Here is a 13,951-nt window from a genome sequence, read left to right on the forward strand (position 1 = left end):
TCCATGGGCGGGGCGAGAGGCCCCCATACCACTCTCCGTGAGTCGTGATGGTGCGGTGCGAAACGGTTTCATCGCTTGTGATGAATATTGCAGGCCGTTTCAGGCAGGCTTTCCGTCCGCAAGCGGAGGCGGGCAATGCGGCAGATCGGTTTCGACGACGTGCTGCTGGCGATGTATGGCGCGGCGCAGGACCCCGGCCGCTGGTCCGAAGCCCTGACCCTCGCCGCCGACCATCTCGGTGCCATCGGTGGCCTCCTCACGCGGCATACCTATGCCAAGGGCGGCGACTTCATCATGGTTGGCAGGCTCGATCCCGAGCTCACCGGCCTCTATATCGAGCGCCATGCCGACAACGGCTATGCGAGGGGGATCCAGTGGCGGCCGGAAGGCGACCCGGTGCTCGCCAGTTCGCTCTGGCCCCATACCGAGGCGAGGCGTAGCGCCCTGTATGCCGAGATTCTGCTGCCGCAGGGCATCGAGGATCACCTCATGCTGAATTACGGGCCTTGGGGCGGCAGCAATGGCAGCGGGGGCCTGGCCTTTTGCCTCGACGCCCGGGCTGCGGATGCGCCCGGCGAAGCGCTGCGGCGCTTCACCCGCCTGGCGCCGCATTTCCGCCAAGCCCTCGACCTCGCCGGTGCGCTCCAGGCCAGCCGCGCTGCGGAGCGGGGTCTCGCTGCAGCGCTCGATGCCACGCCGCTTGCCGTGATGCTGCTCGATTCCGGCGGACGGCTCCGCCACGCCAATCTGGCCGGCGAGGCGCTGCTGCGGCTGTCCGATGGTCTTCGCCTGCTGCCGGAACAGGGCGGGCCAGGCCGCCTCGCCACCACGCTGCCGGCCGAGGCGCGGCGGCTGCACCAGCTGATCGGCCGCGCGGTGGCAGCCGGGCTCGGCGGGCGGATGCGGGTCAGCCGCCCCTCTGGAGAGCCTGGCTGGCCGCTGCTGGTGACGCCCCTGCCGATGGCGACGGAAGCGGCCGGGCGCCCCGTCGTCGCCGTCCTGGCCGGCGGCCCCGGCACGCCGCCGGAGGCCGAAGTGCTGCGGGCCGCCTTCGACCTCACCCAGGCCGAGGCGCGGGTGCTGCGCTGCATCGCAACCGGCATCGGGGTGCCGGGGGCGGCGGCGGCTCTCGGATTGTCCGCCGAGACCGTGCGAAGCCACCTCAACCGCTGCTTCGACGCCACCGGCGCCCGCAGCCAGGCAGCACTTGCTGCCCTGGTCGCCCGGCTGCCCGGCATCAGCGGACCCGGCTGAAGGCCTCGGCCAGGAAATCCGTCAACGCCGCCTCGGCCGCTGCCGCCACCGCCATGTCGGAGCGGATCGGGGTGGAGCCCGTGGCGGTCCAGCGCCGCATCCCGCCGGTCATCAGATGGTCCCAGCCATAGGTCGCGCCTGCGAAGCGCTCCACCCGGGCACCGAGCCCGGCACAGGCCCCCTCCGGCTCCTCCGTCCCGGGCACCAGCAGCAGGGCAGGGGCCTCGGGCGCCTCCTCCTGCTCGGCGGCGAGGGCGGCGCAGCCCGGATAGAGCGCGGCATGGGCGGCGAAGCCGGGCCGTCCATCGCCGAGCCCGGCATGGATCGCTGCCCGCCCCCCCGGCCCGAGGCCGATGACGGCGATGCGGCGCGGGTCGACCCGGTCATCCGTCTGCAGCGCCTCGTGCAGGGCTCGCAGCAGGCGGCCGAGGCGGGGCGGGGCCGGCGGTGGGGGCACTGCCGCACCGTCGAGCGAGAGCGGCTCCGGATCGACCTCGATGCCGACCCAGCCCCGCGCCAGCACCGCATCGGCGAGGCGCGCGGTACGGCCATCGAGCCCCGCCTCATCCGGCAGGATGACGACGGCCGGCAGCGCCCGCCCCGGCTGCGGCGTCACCAGCATCGTTGCGACATGCTGGCTCCGCCCTTGCGGCGGGGCCAGCAGCATGTCGAAGCTGTCGGTCATGGGCTGCGCCGCCGCGCGGCCGGTCGCGGACAGCGCGGCAGCCAGCAGGGCAGGAACGGCGAGGCGGGCGAGATGGCGCATGGGGATCCCTCCGAACTCCGCCGCCATGCAAGCGCGGGGACGGCCCGGCCAGCCTCCCCCGAACAGGGGAGGCGGAATTCGCATCCGCGTGAATCGCCGGGCTTTCGCCACTGTCCCCCCGCCAGCGCCTCGGCTAGGACTGCCGCCATGCGCCTCGCTCTCCTGCCCCTACTCCTGCTGTTCGCCGCTCCCGCTGTTGCCGAGCCGCTGCGCTTCGCCGCCTTCGGCGACATGCCCTACTGCAACCGCGGCACCGCCTGCGAGGCGGAGGTCGCGCGCGTCGAGCAATTGACGGAGGCGATCAACGCCGCGCGCCCCGCCTTCAGCATCTTCCTCGGCGACACCAAGGCGGGCGGCGAGGCCTGCTCCGACGCGATCATCCTTGACCGCACCGCCGCATGGTTCAACCGCATCCGCGGCCCGCTGGTCTATACGCCGGGCGACAACGAATGGACCGATTGCTGGCAGCCGCGCGCCGGCGGCTTCGACCCAGTCGAGCGGCTGGCCCTGCTGCGCGCCCGCTTCTTCAGCGCGCCGGTGAGCCTCGGCCAGCAGCCGATGGCGTTGCGCCGCCAAGCCGATCTCGACCCGGCCCTCCGCGCCTATCCCGAGAATGCCCGCTGGGAGCGGGACGGCATCACCTTCCTCACCCTGCATGTGCCGGGCTCCGACAACAATCGCCCGCAGGATGGCCGGCCGGGCACGCCGCCCGGCGCCGCGCAGGAATACCCGGCGCGCAATGCCGCGAACCTTGCCTGGCTGCGCGGAGGCTTCGCCGCCGCTAGGAGCGCCGGCAGCCGCGTGGTCGTCATTGCCATGCAGGCCGACATGTACTTCCGCGACCGCTGCGGCCGCGGCACCGTCGCCGGGCATGTGGATACGCGCAACGCCCTCGCCGCGGCGGCCCGCGAATTCGGGCGGCCCGTGCTGCTGCTGCATGGCGACAGCCATTTCTGGCTGCGCGACAACCCGGTGGCGGAGGCGCCGAACCTCACCCGCGTCATGGTCCCCGGCGATGGCGACACGCGGGCCGTGATGGTGACGATCGACCCGCAGGCCGCCGAGCCCTACCGCTTCGAGCTGATCGGCCCGGCCGACCGCGTTGCCCCGCCCGGCTGCAGCTGATGGCCATCGCCCGAAGGGCCGAGCGCCGGCGGCAACAGGCGGCAGCCGCGGCGCGCTGAACGCTTGCCCCCGGGCGGGAGAAGCCTACCATCCCCGCTTTACCGCCGAAGGAGCAGGCCGATGCCGCTGGAATCCCTCCCCGCCGAGGACCTCTCGCTCGCCGACCAGCGCTGGCAGGCGCGCGTCGACCTCGCCGCCGCGCACCGTCTGGCCGTCATGCACGGTTTCAACGAAGGCATCTTCAACCACCTGACGCTCCGCGTACCCGGCACGGATGACCGCTACTACCAGATCCCCTTCGGCCTCCACTGGTCCGAGGTGACGGCGAGCTGCTTCATGGAGATCGCCTATGACGGCACGCGCCTCGCGGGCGAGGGCGAGATCGAGCGTTCCGCCTACTGCATCCATGCGCCGATGCACCGCCTGCTGCCGAATGCCGCCGCCGTCTTCCACACCCACATGCCCTTCGCCAGCGCCCTGTCGCGCCTCGAGGACCCGAGCATCCTGCCGATCGGCCAGACCGAGCTCGGCACCATGCTGAACACCGCCTACGACCTCACCTATACCGGCCTCGCCTACGACCCGGCCGAGGGCGAGCGGCTGGCCGGCGTGGTCGGCGACAAGACCATCCTCATCATGGCGAACCACGGCGTCGCCACCGTCGGCCGCACCGTCGCCGAGGCCTATGACCGGCTCTACTACATCGAGCGCGTGGCGCAGGTGCAGCTCTACGCCATGTGGACGGGCAAGCCGCTCCGCCACCTGCCGCAGCCCGTCATCGACGGCACCATCGCCGTCTTCCGCGAGAACTCCACCAAGTATGGCGGCCGCTCCAATGCCGACTGGCACTTCTCTGCGCTGAAGCGGATCCTCGACCGGCGCGAACCCGACTACAAGGAATGAGCCTTGGGTGACCGAAGCTTCAGCGCCGTCACGCAGCCGTGCTATTCGTGCCGGCGCTGAAATCCCCAGCTTTCAGAGGCGGCGGGCAACGCCGCCCAGCAAGGCATCCGTCCATGCAGACCAACAAGCCACACCCCTATCTCGACGCCTTCATCGCCAGCCTGGTGCCGCGCCAGACGGCGCTCGACCACATGAAGGACCCGCCGGCCCCGAACGTGCTGCCCCTGCCGCCCGGCTCGCCCGAGGCGGAGCATGTGCGCGACCTGCTGCTCGGCGCCGACCATGACCTCCGCGACGACCATGCCAAGGCCGGCGCCGTCAACCTGTCGCTGGCCGAAGCGCATCTCCGCCGGCTGGTCGCCGAGAAGGGGCTGACCCCGTCGCTCGAAGCCGCGACCAGCGGTGTCCGCGCCGCGCAGGAGGAACTGGCCGCCGGCCACATCGCCCGCGCCCTCTCGGCCCTCGCCGACGCTATCCGGGCCGTCACCTCCGGGCGCTGAACCACGGCCCTTGCCGGGCGGGCGGCTTTCGCCTCCCATGCCCGGCATGGACCCCGTCGACACGCTCCTCACCGAGGCCCGCCTGCCGGATGGCCGCACCGGCATGGCCGTCGCCTGCGCCGGCGGCCGCATCGCCGCCATCCTGCCGCCCGGCGCTCCGCTGCCCCCGGCCGCAGCGACCCATGCGCTCGGCGGCCAGCTCCTCCTCCCCGGCCTGACCGACGGGCACCTCCATCTCGACAAGACGCTGATGGGCCTGCCCTGGATGCCGCACGCCGCCGGCCCCAGCCGCGCCAGCCGCATCGAGACCGACCAGCGCCTGATGCCCCACCTGCCGCTGCCCCCCGCCGAGCGCGCCAGCAACCTCATCCGCCGCTGCGTCGCGCAGGGCACGGCGCTGATCCGCACCCATGCCGACATCACCCCCACCTTCGGCCTCTCCATGCTGGAGGGCATCCTGGAGGCCAAGGCCCGCCATGCCGGCGAGGTCCGCATCCAGACCGTCGCCTTCCCCCAGGCCGGGGTGGTGACGGCGCCGGGGACCGAGGCGCTGCTCGACGCCGCCTTGCGCGCCGGCGCCGACCTGCTCGGCGGCCTCGACCCCTGCGAGGTGGACCGCGACCCCAAGGGCCAGCTCGACATCCTCTTCCGCCTGGCGGAGCGGCACGGCGTCGGCCTCGACATACACCTGCACGAGGCGAGCGAGCTCGGCCTCTTCTCCCTCGCCGAGATCGCGGCGCGGACCCGGGCGCATGGCATGCAGGGGCGGGTGACGATCAGCCACGGCTTCTGCCTCGGGGCGCTCGCCGAGAGCCGGCTGGAGGCGGCGGCGGCGATGATGGCCGAGGCCGGGATGGCGCTGGTGAGCCACGGCGCCGGCGGCGCCCCCCTGCCGCCGCTGCTGCGGCTGCGCGCGGCGGGGGTGCGCGTCTTCTGCGGCAACGACAACCTGCGCGACCTCTGGAGCCCCTATGGCACCGGGGACATGCTGGAGCGCGCCGCCATCATCGGCTGGCGGCTGGATGCGCGGACGGATGCGGCGCTCGCCGAGATCTTCGACATTGTGAGCGCGGCCGGGGCGGCGGTGATGGGGGAGGAGGCGCCGGCCCTGGCGGTGAGGGCGCCGGCGCATCTGTTTTCGATCGCGGCGGAGACGGTGGGAGAGGCGATTGGGGCGCATCCGGCGCGGGCGGTCGTCGTCTTCGCTGGTAACTTGGTACACCGAGGCCAATAAAGCCTTACGGTTTTATGGTGCATTAATCATACAATCTTGTGGCGAATGCGTACCGAGCTCGTTACATTTCCCTTGGTGCCGGCGCATCCGGACCGAGGGAAACGCCGCCCCAATGCTCAACGCCAGCCTTTCCATCGCCGATTTCTACAAGCTCCGCAAATCCGACCAGGGCGGCTTCGCCAAGTGGCGGATCGAGACGCTGCCCAAGGGGATGCTGCTCTTCAAACTGACCAAGGGCGAGGCGGAGGAGGGGCAGTACGGCGTCACCGCCTGGTGGTCCGCGGTGAAGCCCTTCAAGGAAGACTATGAAGGCGCCCTCGGCCGCTACCAGCAGGCCAAGCTCAACGGCATCGACATGAGCGCCATGGTCCGCTTCATGTCCGCAGTGCGGATCGACTGGAACGACCTCGACAACTACGTCCAGGTCGAACTGCTGGACGATGCCCGCGCCTTCTGGGGCACCTACACGCCGCAGCCCAAGTGGAGCGAGCCCAAGTACAACCTCAAGGACATCCGCGAGCGCAAGGCGAAGGAGCGGGAGGTCGCTGGCGGCGCGGTGATGTTCGACGTTCTCGGCGGCTTGGAAGCCTGGCAGCTCTACATCCCGAATTTGAGGGACAAGGACATCAAGCGCTCCTCCGTCATTTCCGCCCATGACATGACGGCCCTCGGCATGGCCCTCGGACTGATCTGACGGCCAGCCAGCAGGGGCCGAACAGGAAAATAATCTTGTCATGCCGTGGCCGCGTGACCTAGCCTCGGGCTGCCAACAGCCGGATCGCGCCTTGCCCCAAGCGCCCGAAAACCCGCGCCCCAAGGGTCCCGGGCGGCCCCGCCTCTGCATTTGTCCGAAAGCTGCATCAACGGCTTAGCCGCCGACGCCGCCTCTGCCCAAGCCCTGCTCCCCGCCTGCCCAGCCCGCAGGCAAAGCCCGCCCCGAACCCCGCTTTACCGCCCGCTCCACCGGTAGACAGCGCGCACGCCCATGCCATGCTCCGCCCGCAACGGAGAGGCTCCCGCATGAGACTGGCCTGGATCGCGGCGCTGGCCGCCCTGTCGCTCACCCGCCCAGGCTTGGCGCAGGTCCCCGCCAGCCTGCCCGCCGGCCCGAAGGTTTCGGTCGTCGCCGTCACCCAGCCGCTGCCGACCCAGCCGCAATACACCCGCATCGACATCCCCGTGCTGCGGGAGGAGGTCGCCCAGCGCAGCGGCGGCCGCATCGAGGTCAATCTCTCCACCCATGCCGAGCGCAACCTCTCGGGCACGGAGCTGGTGCGCCTCGTCCGCTCCGGCCAGGCGGATATCGGCGCCAGCACCCTCTCCACCCTCTCGGGCGACGTGCCGATCCTCGACATGGTGGACCTCGCCGGCCTCGCCCCCGAGATCGGCGCGGCGAAGCGCATCGCCGAGGCCATGCTGCCCGTCGTCAACCGCGACCTGGAGCGCTTCGGCGCCCGGCTGATGGTGATCTACCCCTTCCCGGCGCAGGTGGTCTTCTGCCGCGCGCCCTTCACCAGCCTCGCCGACCTGCGCGGGCGGAAGGTGCGGACCTTCGGCAACTCGCTGGTCGATCTCGTCACCGCCCTCGGCGCGCAGCCGGTCTCCATCGGCTTCCCCGAGGTCTATTCGGCCCTCGAGCGCGGCGTGGTGGACTGCGCCATCACCGGCAGCGGCAGCGGCGTCGCCGCCCGCTGGCCGGAGGTGACGACGCATGTCTCGAACCTCCCCGTCGCCTGGGCCCTGGCCGGCTACATGGTGAACATCGCCTGGTGGAACCGGCTGGACCCACAGGTCCGCGCCTTCATGGAGGGCGCGCTCCGCGAGATCAGCAACCGCCAATGGGAGCTCGGCGCCGCCGCGACGCGGGACGGCATCGACTGCGCCATCGGCAAGGCCGATGCCTGCCGCATCCACAGCCTCGCCGCCCGCCCGATGACCGAGGTGCCCGGCACCGAGGCCGACCGCGCCGCCCTGCGCGAGATCCTGGAGAAGACGGTGCTCCCCGGCTTCGTCCGCCGCTGCGGCGCCCGCTGCGGGGAAGTCTATAACCAGGTAATCGCCCCCATCGCCGGCATCCGGTTCGGCGGGTGAGGGGGCTGCGCCGCGGCACCGCCGCCCTCGCGGCGGGCATGGCCTATGTCGCGGGCTGGAATTACCTGGCCTGCGCGCTCTTCATCACCGCCGACATCCTGGGACGAAGCTTCCTCGGCATCTCCTCCTCGGCGACGGTGGAGGTGACGGGTTACATGCTCGCCGGCGGCATCGCCTGGGCGCTGGCGCATACCCTGGCGCAGCGGGCCCATATCCGCGTCGATGTCTGGGTCAACCGCCTGCCGCTGCGGCTGCGGGCCGTGCTGCACCTGCTGTCGTTGCTGCTGCTCGGGGCTTTCGCAGCCTTCTGTGCCTGGGCCGCCTGGTCGCTGGTGGATGAGAGCATCCTGTTCGATGCGCATGACAACAGCGCGCTACGCGTGCCGCTGGTGCTGCCGCAGGGTATCTGGGCCTTCGGCATCTTCGCCTTCTGCGCCATGATCATTGTCCTTGCCCTCGATGGCGCGCTCGCCCTGCTGGCGGGCCGGCCGGAGGAGCTTGACCGGCTACTCGGCTCGCGCACCATCGACGACGAGGCGGCCGAGGCGCTCGAGGCGGTCGAGATGGCGCGCAGACCATGATCGCCGTCGTCCTGATGCTGGTGCTGCTCGGCGTCGCCGTCTTCGCCGCGGCGACGGGCGGGCAGGCGGTGCCGGTGGTGGAGATCCTGGCGCTCACCGGCGCCTTCCTCGTCTTCTTCGGCGCCGGCGTCTATGTCGCGGCGGTGCTCGGCCTGCTCGGTGTGCTGATCGGCCTCACCTTCTCCGACCGGCCCTGGTGGGCCTTCGCCGGGCAGACGCTCTGGGGGCCGTCCTCCAATTTCGTGCTCGTCGCGGTGCCGCTTTTCCTGCTGATGGGAGAGATATTGCTGCGCGCCGGCCTGTCGGACCGGCTCTACCGCGCGCTCAATGTCTGGCTGAACCGGCTGCCCGGCGGACTGCTGCACACCAACATCGTCTCCTGCGCCGTCTTCTCGGCGATCTCGGGCTCCTCCGTGGCGACGGCGGCGACGATGGGCTCCGTCGCGCTGCCCTATTTCAACAACTCGGCCTACAGCCAGCGCATGGTGCTCGGCTCGCTGGCCGCCGGCGGGGCGCTTGGCAACCTGATCCCGCCGGGCATCACCTTCATCATCTACGGCCTCATCACCGAGACCTCGGTCGGCGCGCTCTACGTCGCGGCGCTGCTGCCGAGCCTCCTCGTGACGGGCCTTTTCATCCTCGTCATCACCGTCCATGGGCTGCGGCACCCACTGCCCAAGCCGGAGCGGCTGCCGCTCGCCGTCAAGCTGCGGGCGCTGGTGGATCTGGTGCCAACCCTGCTGCTGATGGTGCTGGTGCTCGGCTCGATCTATGCCGGCTATGCGACTCCGACCGAGGCGGCGGCGCTCGGCGTCGTCGGCGCCGCGGTCTTCGCTGCAATCGAGGGCAAGCTCTCGTTCCGCCTGCTGAACACCAGCGCCGAGGCGACAGCGCGCAACACGGCGCTGCTCGGCCTCATCATCTTCGGCGCCTATCTGCTGAACTACCTGCTGACGACGATCAACGTGCCGCAGGCCCTCGCCGCCTTCATCGGCGGCCTGCCGCTGCCGCCCTGGGCGATCATGGCGGCGATCCTGGCGCTCTACCTGGCGCTCGGCACCTTCATGGAGGGCTTCTCCATGATCATCACCACTATCCCGGTGATCTTCCCCGTGGTGCAGGCCCTCGGCTACGATCCCATCTGGTTCGGGGTGATCGTGACGATGCTGGTGGAGATCGCCCAGATCAGCCCGCCGGACGGCACGGTGATGTATGTCTTGCAGGGGATGCGGCCGCGGCCCGGGCCCATCACCGATGTCTTCGCGGGCGTGATGCCCTTCCTTGGGGCCTATCTTCTGGCGGTGGTACTGATGATGATCTGGCCCGATATCGCGCTCTGGCTGCCGCGGGTGATGGGATGAGCGAGAAGCCGATCAGGATCGCCGTCGATATCGGCGGCACCTTCACCGACCTTCAGATCCTCGATGCCCGCGACGGCGCCGTCCGTGCCTGGAAGACGCCGACCACGCCGGAGGACCCGTCCATCGGCCTGCTCCGCGGCGTGACCGAGGCGGCGGGGCGCTTCGGCTTCGCCCTGCCCGAGGTCGGGCTGCTGCTGCACGGCACGACCATCGCCACCAACGCGGTGTTGGAGCGGAAGCTCGCCCGCGGCGTGCTGCTGACCACGGCGGGCTTCGAGGATGTGCTGGAGATCACCCGCCATGTGCGGCGGGAGCTCTACAAGCTCGACCTCGATCCCTTCCCCTGCCTGATCGAGCGCGACCGCCGCCTCGGCGTGCCAGAGCGTATGCGCGCCGACGGCACCGCCGAGCAGCCGCTGGACGAGGCGGCGTTGCCCGGCCTGCTCGCGCAACTCGATGCGCTCGGCGCCGAGGCGGTGGCGATCAGCCTATTGCACAGCTACGTCAACCCGTCGCATGAGCTGCGGCTGAAATCGCTGATCGCCGCTGCCCGGCCCACGCTCCCCATCTCGCTCTCCTCTGAGATCAGCCCCGAGATCCGCGAATACGAGCGCAGCAGCACCACCGTGCTGAACGCGCTGCTGATGCCGGTGGTGAAGGCCTATCTCGACCGGCTGGAGGCACGGCTGGGGGAAGGGGGCTTCCACCCGCTCGTCTTCCTCGTGCAGAGCAATGGCGGCGTCTGCAGCCTGCGCCAGGCGGCCGGGCAGCCGGCGCGGCTGCTGCTCTCCGGCCCCTCCGGCGGCGCGCTGGCGGCGGGGCGCATCGCCGAACTGCTGGGCCGGCCGAACCTCGTCGCCGTCGACATGGGCGGCACCAGCTACGACGTCTCCGTGGTGCAGGGCGGGCGCGTCTCCGTCGTGACGCAGGGCGAGATCGACCGCCTGCCTGTGCGCCTGCCGATGGTCGAGATGCGCACCATCGGCGCCGGCGGCGGCTCCATCGCGGGCGTCGACAGCGGCGGGCGCTTGACGGTCGGGCCACGCAGCGCCGGCTCCCGCCCCGGACCCGTCGCCTATGGGCGCGGCGGGACGGAGCCGACGGTGACGGATGCCAACCTCGCCCTTGGCCGGCTCGATCCCGACTACTTCCTCGGCGGCATGATGAAGCTCGACATGCCGGCGACGCGAGAGGCCATCGCCACGAAGGTTGGCACGCCGCTCGGCCTCTCCGTCGAGCAGGCGGCGCAGGGGATGCTGACCGTCACCAACGCCAATCTCGGTGCGGCGGTGCGGCTGTCGCTCTTCGAGAAGGGGCTCGATCCGCGCGACTTCGCGTTGCTCTCCTTCGGCGGCGCCGGCGGCCTGCACGCGACCGATGTCGCGGCGGAGATGGGCATCCGCGAGGTGATCTTCCCGAGTGAGCCCGGCACCTTGTCAGCCTATGGAATCCTTTATTCCGACCTCGTGCAGGACGTCGCCCGCTCCCGCATGATGCCGGCGGTCCCCGCCAGCCTACCCGCCATCGAGGAGATCGTCGCCGCACTGCGCGCCGAGGCCGATGCCGGCCTGGCGCGCGACGGCGTGCCGGCCGAGCAACGCGAGATCGGCATCGCCGCCGACATGCGCTACCACGGCCAGGCCTTCGAGTTGCTGATCCCCTGGCCTGAGCTGCCGGACCTCGCCGCGCTGCTCGCCCGCTTTCATGCAATGCACCGCCAGCGCTTCAGCTATGCCGATGAGCAGGAGGCGGTGGAGATCGTCACCCTCCGCGCCATCGCCACCGGCCGCCTGCCGAAGCCGGATGCGGCGGAGCCGAGTCCGGCGGAGCGTCCCTCACTGAAGGGCCATCGCCGCATCTTCGCCGATGGCGTCTGGCACGACCTGCCGATCTGGGACCGCGAGGCGCTGAAGCCCGGCGAGCGCATCACCGGCCCCGCCATCGTCGAGGAACCCTTCGCCACCCATTGGATCGGCTCCGGCTGGACCGCCACGCTCGCCGCCGCCGGTGCCCTCATCGCCAGGAGCGACGCATGAGCCTCGGACCCATCGAGATCGAGGTCATCCGCAACGCGCTGACTGCCGCCGCCGCCGAGATGGACGTCACCGTCTGGCGGACCTCCCGCAGCACCATCGTGCGCGAGCTGCTCGATTACTCCACCGCCGTCTTCGATGCGGAGGGCAACAACCTCGCCCAGTCCGCCCGCATCCCGAGCCACCTCAACAGCATGTCGCATTTCCTGCGCGAGATCCTCGACCGCTATGTCGATCCCGCCACCTGGGGGCCGGATGACGTCGTCATCTCCAACGACCCTTATTGCGGCGGCCAGCACCTGCCGGACATCTGCGCCTTCAAGCCCGTCTTCCACGAGGGGCGGCGCATCGCCTTCGTCGGCACGCTCTGCCATCATATCGATGTCGGCGGTCTCGTCGCCGGCAGCTATGCGGCGAAGGCGATCGAGATCTTTCAGGAAGGGCTCCGCATCCCGCCCTTGAAGCTGATCGAGAACGGGCGCCGCAACGAGGGCGTCTGGGCGATGATCCGGCAGAATATCCGCAAGCCCGACCTGCTGCTCGGCGACTTGCAAAGCCAGATCGCCTCGCTCGAGGTAGGCGCCGCCGCGCTGCGCCGCCTCGCCACCCGCTACGGCGCCGAGGGCATGATCGAGGCCGGCCGCCGCATCCTCGACATGAGCGAGCAGGCGATGCGCGCCGCCATCGCCCGCATGCCGGACGGCACCTACGAGTTCACCGACTGGCTCGACGATGACGGCATCGACCTCGACAGGCCGATCCGGCTGCATGTCGCGCTCACCATCGCGGGCGATGCCATCTCGGTCGATCTCTCCGGCTGCTCGCCCCAGGTGCAGGGCCCAACCAATGCGACGCTCGCCAGCAGCAACGCGGCGGTGATGTTCGCCGTGATGTGCGCCTCCGACGAGCCCTTCGCGGCTAATGCCGGTTGCTACCGCCCGGTGACGACCATCGCGCCGGAAGGCTCGGTGGTGAATGCGCGGGCGCCAGCACCGGTCGTTCACCGCATCGCCGTCACCCACCGCCTGCTGAACGCCATGTTCGGCGCCCTGCACCAGGCGGTACCGGACCGCATCCCGGCCGCCTATTACGGCAACTCCTATGTCTGCACCTTCCAGACCGTCGCGGAAGACGAGCGGCGCGAGGTGCTGGTCGAGATCGAGATCGGCGGCACGGGCGCGCATCCGAGGAAGGACGGCGTCAACGCCTTGTCGGCGGGCATGCACAACAACAGCAACATCCCTATCGAGATGATCGAGGCGCAGGCGCCGCTCACCATCACCCGCTACGTGCTCCTGCCGAATTCAGGCGGCGCCGGCAAGCATCGCGGCGGCCTTGGCCTGCTGCGGGAATGGCGCGTCGACAGCCCGCGCTGCTTCTTCACCGCGAATATGGACCGCTTCGTCCATGCGCCCTACGGCCTCGCCGGCGGAGCGCCCGCCAGCACCGGCAAGCTGGTGCTGACGCGCGGCGGCACCGAAAGCCCGATGCCGCCGAAATCCGACAATGTGCCGCTGCAGCGCGGCGACCGCATCCGCCTCGAGACCTCGGGCGGCGGCGGCTTCGGCGACCCCGCGCGCCGCGCGCCCGAAGCCGCGGCGCGTGACGGCGCCCTCGGCTATGTCACGCCAGCAGGCGCCGGGTGAAGCGGCGCGAGCTGCGGAACATCGGCCGCACCCGCTCCGTCCAGGGCGTGGAGCGCGCCGCGATCCATTCCGGGGTCTGGTTCGCCTCCGGCCGCTCGAAGCGGTAGGCGGCCAGCAGGTTGGGCGCGCCGCCGTCCAGCCGCCGGTAGCGCGTGCCGCCGATGCAGCCGGGGCAGCTCGTCAGCATCGGCAGGTGCTCCTGCTCGTACCACTCGAAGATCGCCGGCAGGTCGGCCTCGGCGATGTCGAGCTCGACCGTGTAGAGGAAGGGCGCCGGCCGCGACACATCGCCAAGCGAGGCGATGAAGGCATAGGGAATGCCCTCCCGCGCATCCGCCGGCGGCGCTTCCAGCCAGTGCCAGGTATCGGCGGGGTTTTCCAGGTCCTGGTAGCGCAGCCCGGCGCCTTGCCCCTGTTGTATCAGCAGATCGGCCATTCTGTTTCCTCCCATCTGGCG

13 protein-coding genes are annotated in these 13,951 nt (G+C 70.8%); 11 read left to right on the forward strand and 2 right to left on the reverse strand.

Annotated features, from left to right (window positions below):
• Positions 1-135: 135 nt before the first annotated feature.
• Positions 136-1,254: a LuxR C-terminal-related transcriptional regulator gene (locus LH62_RS16695; protein ID WP_043363147.1), complete on the forward strand. Its 1,119-nt coding sequence runs from the start codon at positions 136-138 to the stop codon at positions 1,252-1,254.
• Here LH62_RS16695 and LH62_RS16700 read toward each other — a convergent pair.
• A complete protein-coding gene (locus LH62_RS16700; RefSeq protein WP_144404509.1) occupies positions 1,238-2,020 on the reverse strand; it encodes a hypothetical protein in 783 nt (260 codons plus the stop codon). The two genes, LH62_RS16695 and LH62_RS16700, sit on opposite strands and share 17 nt — an antisense overlap.
• 147 nt (positions 2,021-2,167) lie before the next feature.
• On the opposite strand from LH62_RS16700, the gene LH62_RS16705 reads away from it, so the two are divergent.
• From LH62_RS16705 to LH62_RS16750, 10 genes are all read left to right on the forward strand, one after another.
• On the forward strand, positions 2,168-3,145 hold the full coding sequence (locus LH62_RS16705) for a hypothetical protein (RefSeq protein WP_052214595.1): 978 nt from the start codon (positions 2,168-2,170) through the stop codon (positions 3,143-3,145).
• A 120-nt stretch (positions 3,146-3,265) separates the two neighbouring features.
• Positions 3,266-4,048: a class II aldolase/adducin family protein gene (locus LH62_RS16710; RefSeq protein ID WP_052214596.1), complete on the forward strand. Its 783-nt coding sequence runs from the start codon at positions 3,266-3,268 to the stop codon at positions 4,046-4,048.
• Positions 4,049-4,161: 113 nt separating this feature from the next.
• A complete protein-coding gene (locus tag LH62_RS16715) occupies positions 4,162-4,548 on the forward strand; it encodes a hypothetical protein (protein ID WP_043363151.1) in 387 nt (128 codons plus the stop codon).
• A 37-nt stretch (positions 4,549-4,585) separates the two neighbouring features.
• Complete coding sequence (locus tag LH62_RS16720) at positions 4,586-5,782, forward strand: amidohydrolase (RefSeq protein WP_082012613.1); 1,197 nt, start codon at positions 4,586-4,588, stop codon at positions 5,780-5,782.
• Positions 5,783-5,894: 112 nt separating this feature from the next.
• Positions 5,895-6,476, forward strand: a complete 582-nt coding sequence (locus tag LH62_RS16725; RefSeq protein ID WP_043363154.1) for a hypothetical protein — start codon at positions 5,895-5,897, stop codon at positions 6,474-6,476.
• A 326-nt stretch (positions 6,477-6,802) separates the two neighbouring features.
• Positions 6,803-7,873, forward strand: coding sequence for a TRAP transporter substrate-binding protein (locus LH62_RS16730; RefSeq protein ID WP_052214597.1), 1,071 nt, complete (start codon positions 6,803-6,805; stop codon positions 7,871-7,873).
• On the forward strand, positions 7,870-8,454 hold the full coding sequence (locus LH62_RS16735) for a TRAP transporter small permease subunit (RefSeq protein WP_043363156.1): 585 nt from the start codon (positions 7,870-7,872) through the stop codon (positions 8,452-8,454). Before LH62_RS16730 ends, LH62_RS16735 begins: the two co-directional genes overlap by 4 nt.
• Positions 8,451-9,815, forward strand: coding sequence for a TRAP transporter large permease (locus LH62_RS16740; protein ID WP_052214598.1), 1,365 nt, complete (start codon positions 8,451-8,453; stop codon positions 9,813-9,815). The genes LH62_RS16735 and LH62_RS16740 overlap by 4 nt, the downstream gene beginning before the upstream one ends.
• Complete coding sequence (locus LH62_RS16745; protein ID WP_043363159.1) at positions 9,812-11,851, forward strand: hydantoinase/oxoprolinase family protein; 2,040 nt, start codon at positions 9,812-9,814, stop codon at positions 11,849-11,851. Before LH62_RS16740 ends, LH62_RS16745 begins: the two co-directional genes overlap by 4 nt.
• Positions 11,848-13,494, forward strand: coding sequence for a hydantoinase B/oxoprolinase family protein (locus tag LH62_RS16750; RefSeq protein ID WP_043363161.1), 1,647 nt, complete (start codon positions 11,848-11,850; stop codon positions 13,492-13,494). The genes LH62_RS16745 and LH62_RS16750 overlap by 4 nt, the downstream gene beginning before the upstream one ends.
• Here LH62_RS16750 and LH62_RS28495 read toward each other — a convergent pair.
• The gene (locus LH62_RS28495; protein WP_052214599.1) at positions 13,472-13,930 is read right to left on the reverse strand and encodes a DUF4286 family protein; all 459 of its coding nucleotides are present in this window, start codon (positions 13,928-13,930) and stop codon (positions 13,472-13,474) included. The two genes, LH62_RS16750 and LH62_RS28495, sit on opposite strands and share 23 nt — an antisense overlap.
• Positions 13,931-13,951 lie beyond the last annotated feature (21 nt).

The sequence above is a fragment of the Belnapia sp. F-4-1 genome (assembly GCF_000802185.1).
Lineage (GTDB): Bacteria > Pseudomonadota > Alphaproteobacteria > Acetobacterales > Acetobacteraceae > Belnapia.

What these genes read in the sequence shown, in the direction of transcription:
- LH62_RS16695 (WP_043363147.1), top strand. Translation starts at nt 136, where the DNA reads ATGCGGCAGATCGGTTTCGACGACGTGCTGCTGGCGATGTATGGCGCG.
- LH62_RS16700 (WP_144404509.1), bottom strand. Translation starts at nt 2,020, where the DNA reads ATGCGCCATCTCGCCCGCCTCGCCGTTCCTGCCCTGCTGGCTGCCGCG.
- LH62_RS16705 (WP_052214595.1), top strand. Translation starts at nt 2,168, where the DNA reads ATGCGCCTCGCTCTCCTGCCCCTACTCCTGCTGTTCGCCGCTCCCGCT.
- LH62_RS16710 (WP_052214596.1), top strand. Translation starts at nt 3,266, where the DNA reads ATGCCGCTGGAATCCCTCCCCGCCGAGGACCTCTCGCTCGCCGACCAG.
- LH62_RS16715 (WP_043363151.1), top strand. Translation starts at nt 4,162, where the DNA reads ATGCAGACCAACAAGCCACACCCCTATCTCGACGCCTTCATCGCCAGC.
- LH62_RS16720 (WP_082012613.1), top strand. Translation starts at nt 4,586, where the DNA reads ATGCCCGGCATGGACCCCGTCGACACGCTCCTCACCGAGGCCCGCCTG.
- LH62_RS16725 (WP_043363154.1), top strand. Translation starts at nt 5,895, where the DNA reads ATGCTCAACGCCAGCCTTTCCATCGCCGATTTCTACAAGCTCCGCAAA.
- LH62_RS16730 (WP_052214597.1), top strand. Translation starts at nt 6,803, where the DNA reads ATGAGACTGGCCTGGATCGCGGCGCTGGCCGCCCTGTCGCTCACCCGC.
- LH62_RS16740 (WP_052214598.1), top strand. Translation starts at nt 8,451, where the DNA reads ATGATCGCCGTCGTCCTGATGCTGGTGCTGCTCGGCGTCGCCGTCTTC.
- LH62_RS16745 (WP_043363159.1), top strand. Translation starts at nt 9,812, where the DNA reads ATGAGCGAGAAGCCGATCAGGATCGCCGTCGATATCGGCGGCACCTTC.
- LH62_RS16750 (WP_043363161.1), top strand. Translation starts at nt 11,848, where the DNA reads ATGAGCCTCGGACCCATCGAGATCGAGGTCATCCGCAACGCGCTGACT.
- LH62_RS28495 (WP_052214599.1), bottom strand. Translation starts at nt 13,930, where the DNA reads ATGGCCGATCTGCTGATACAACAGGGGCAAGGCGCCGGGCTGCGCTAC.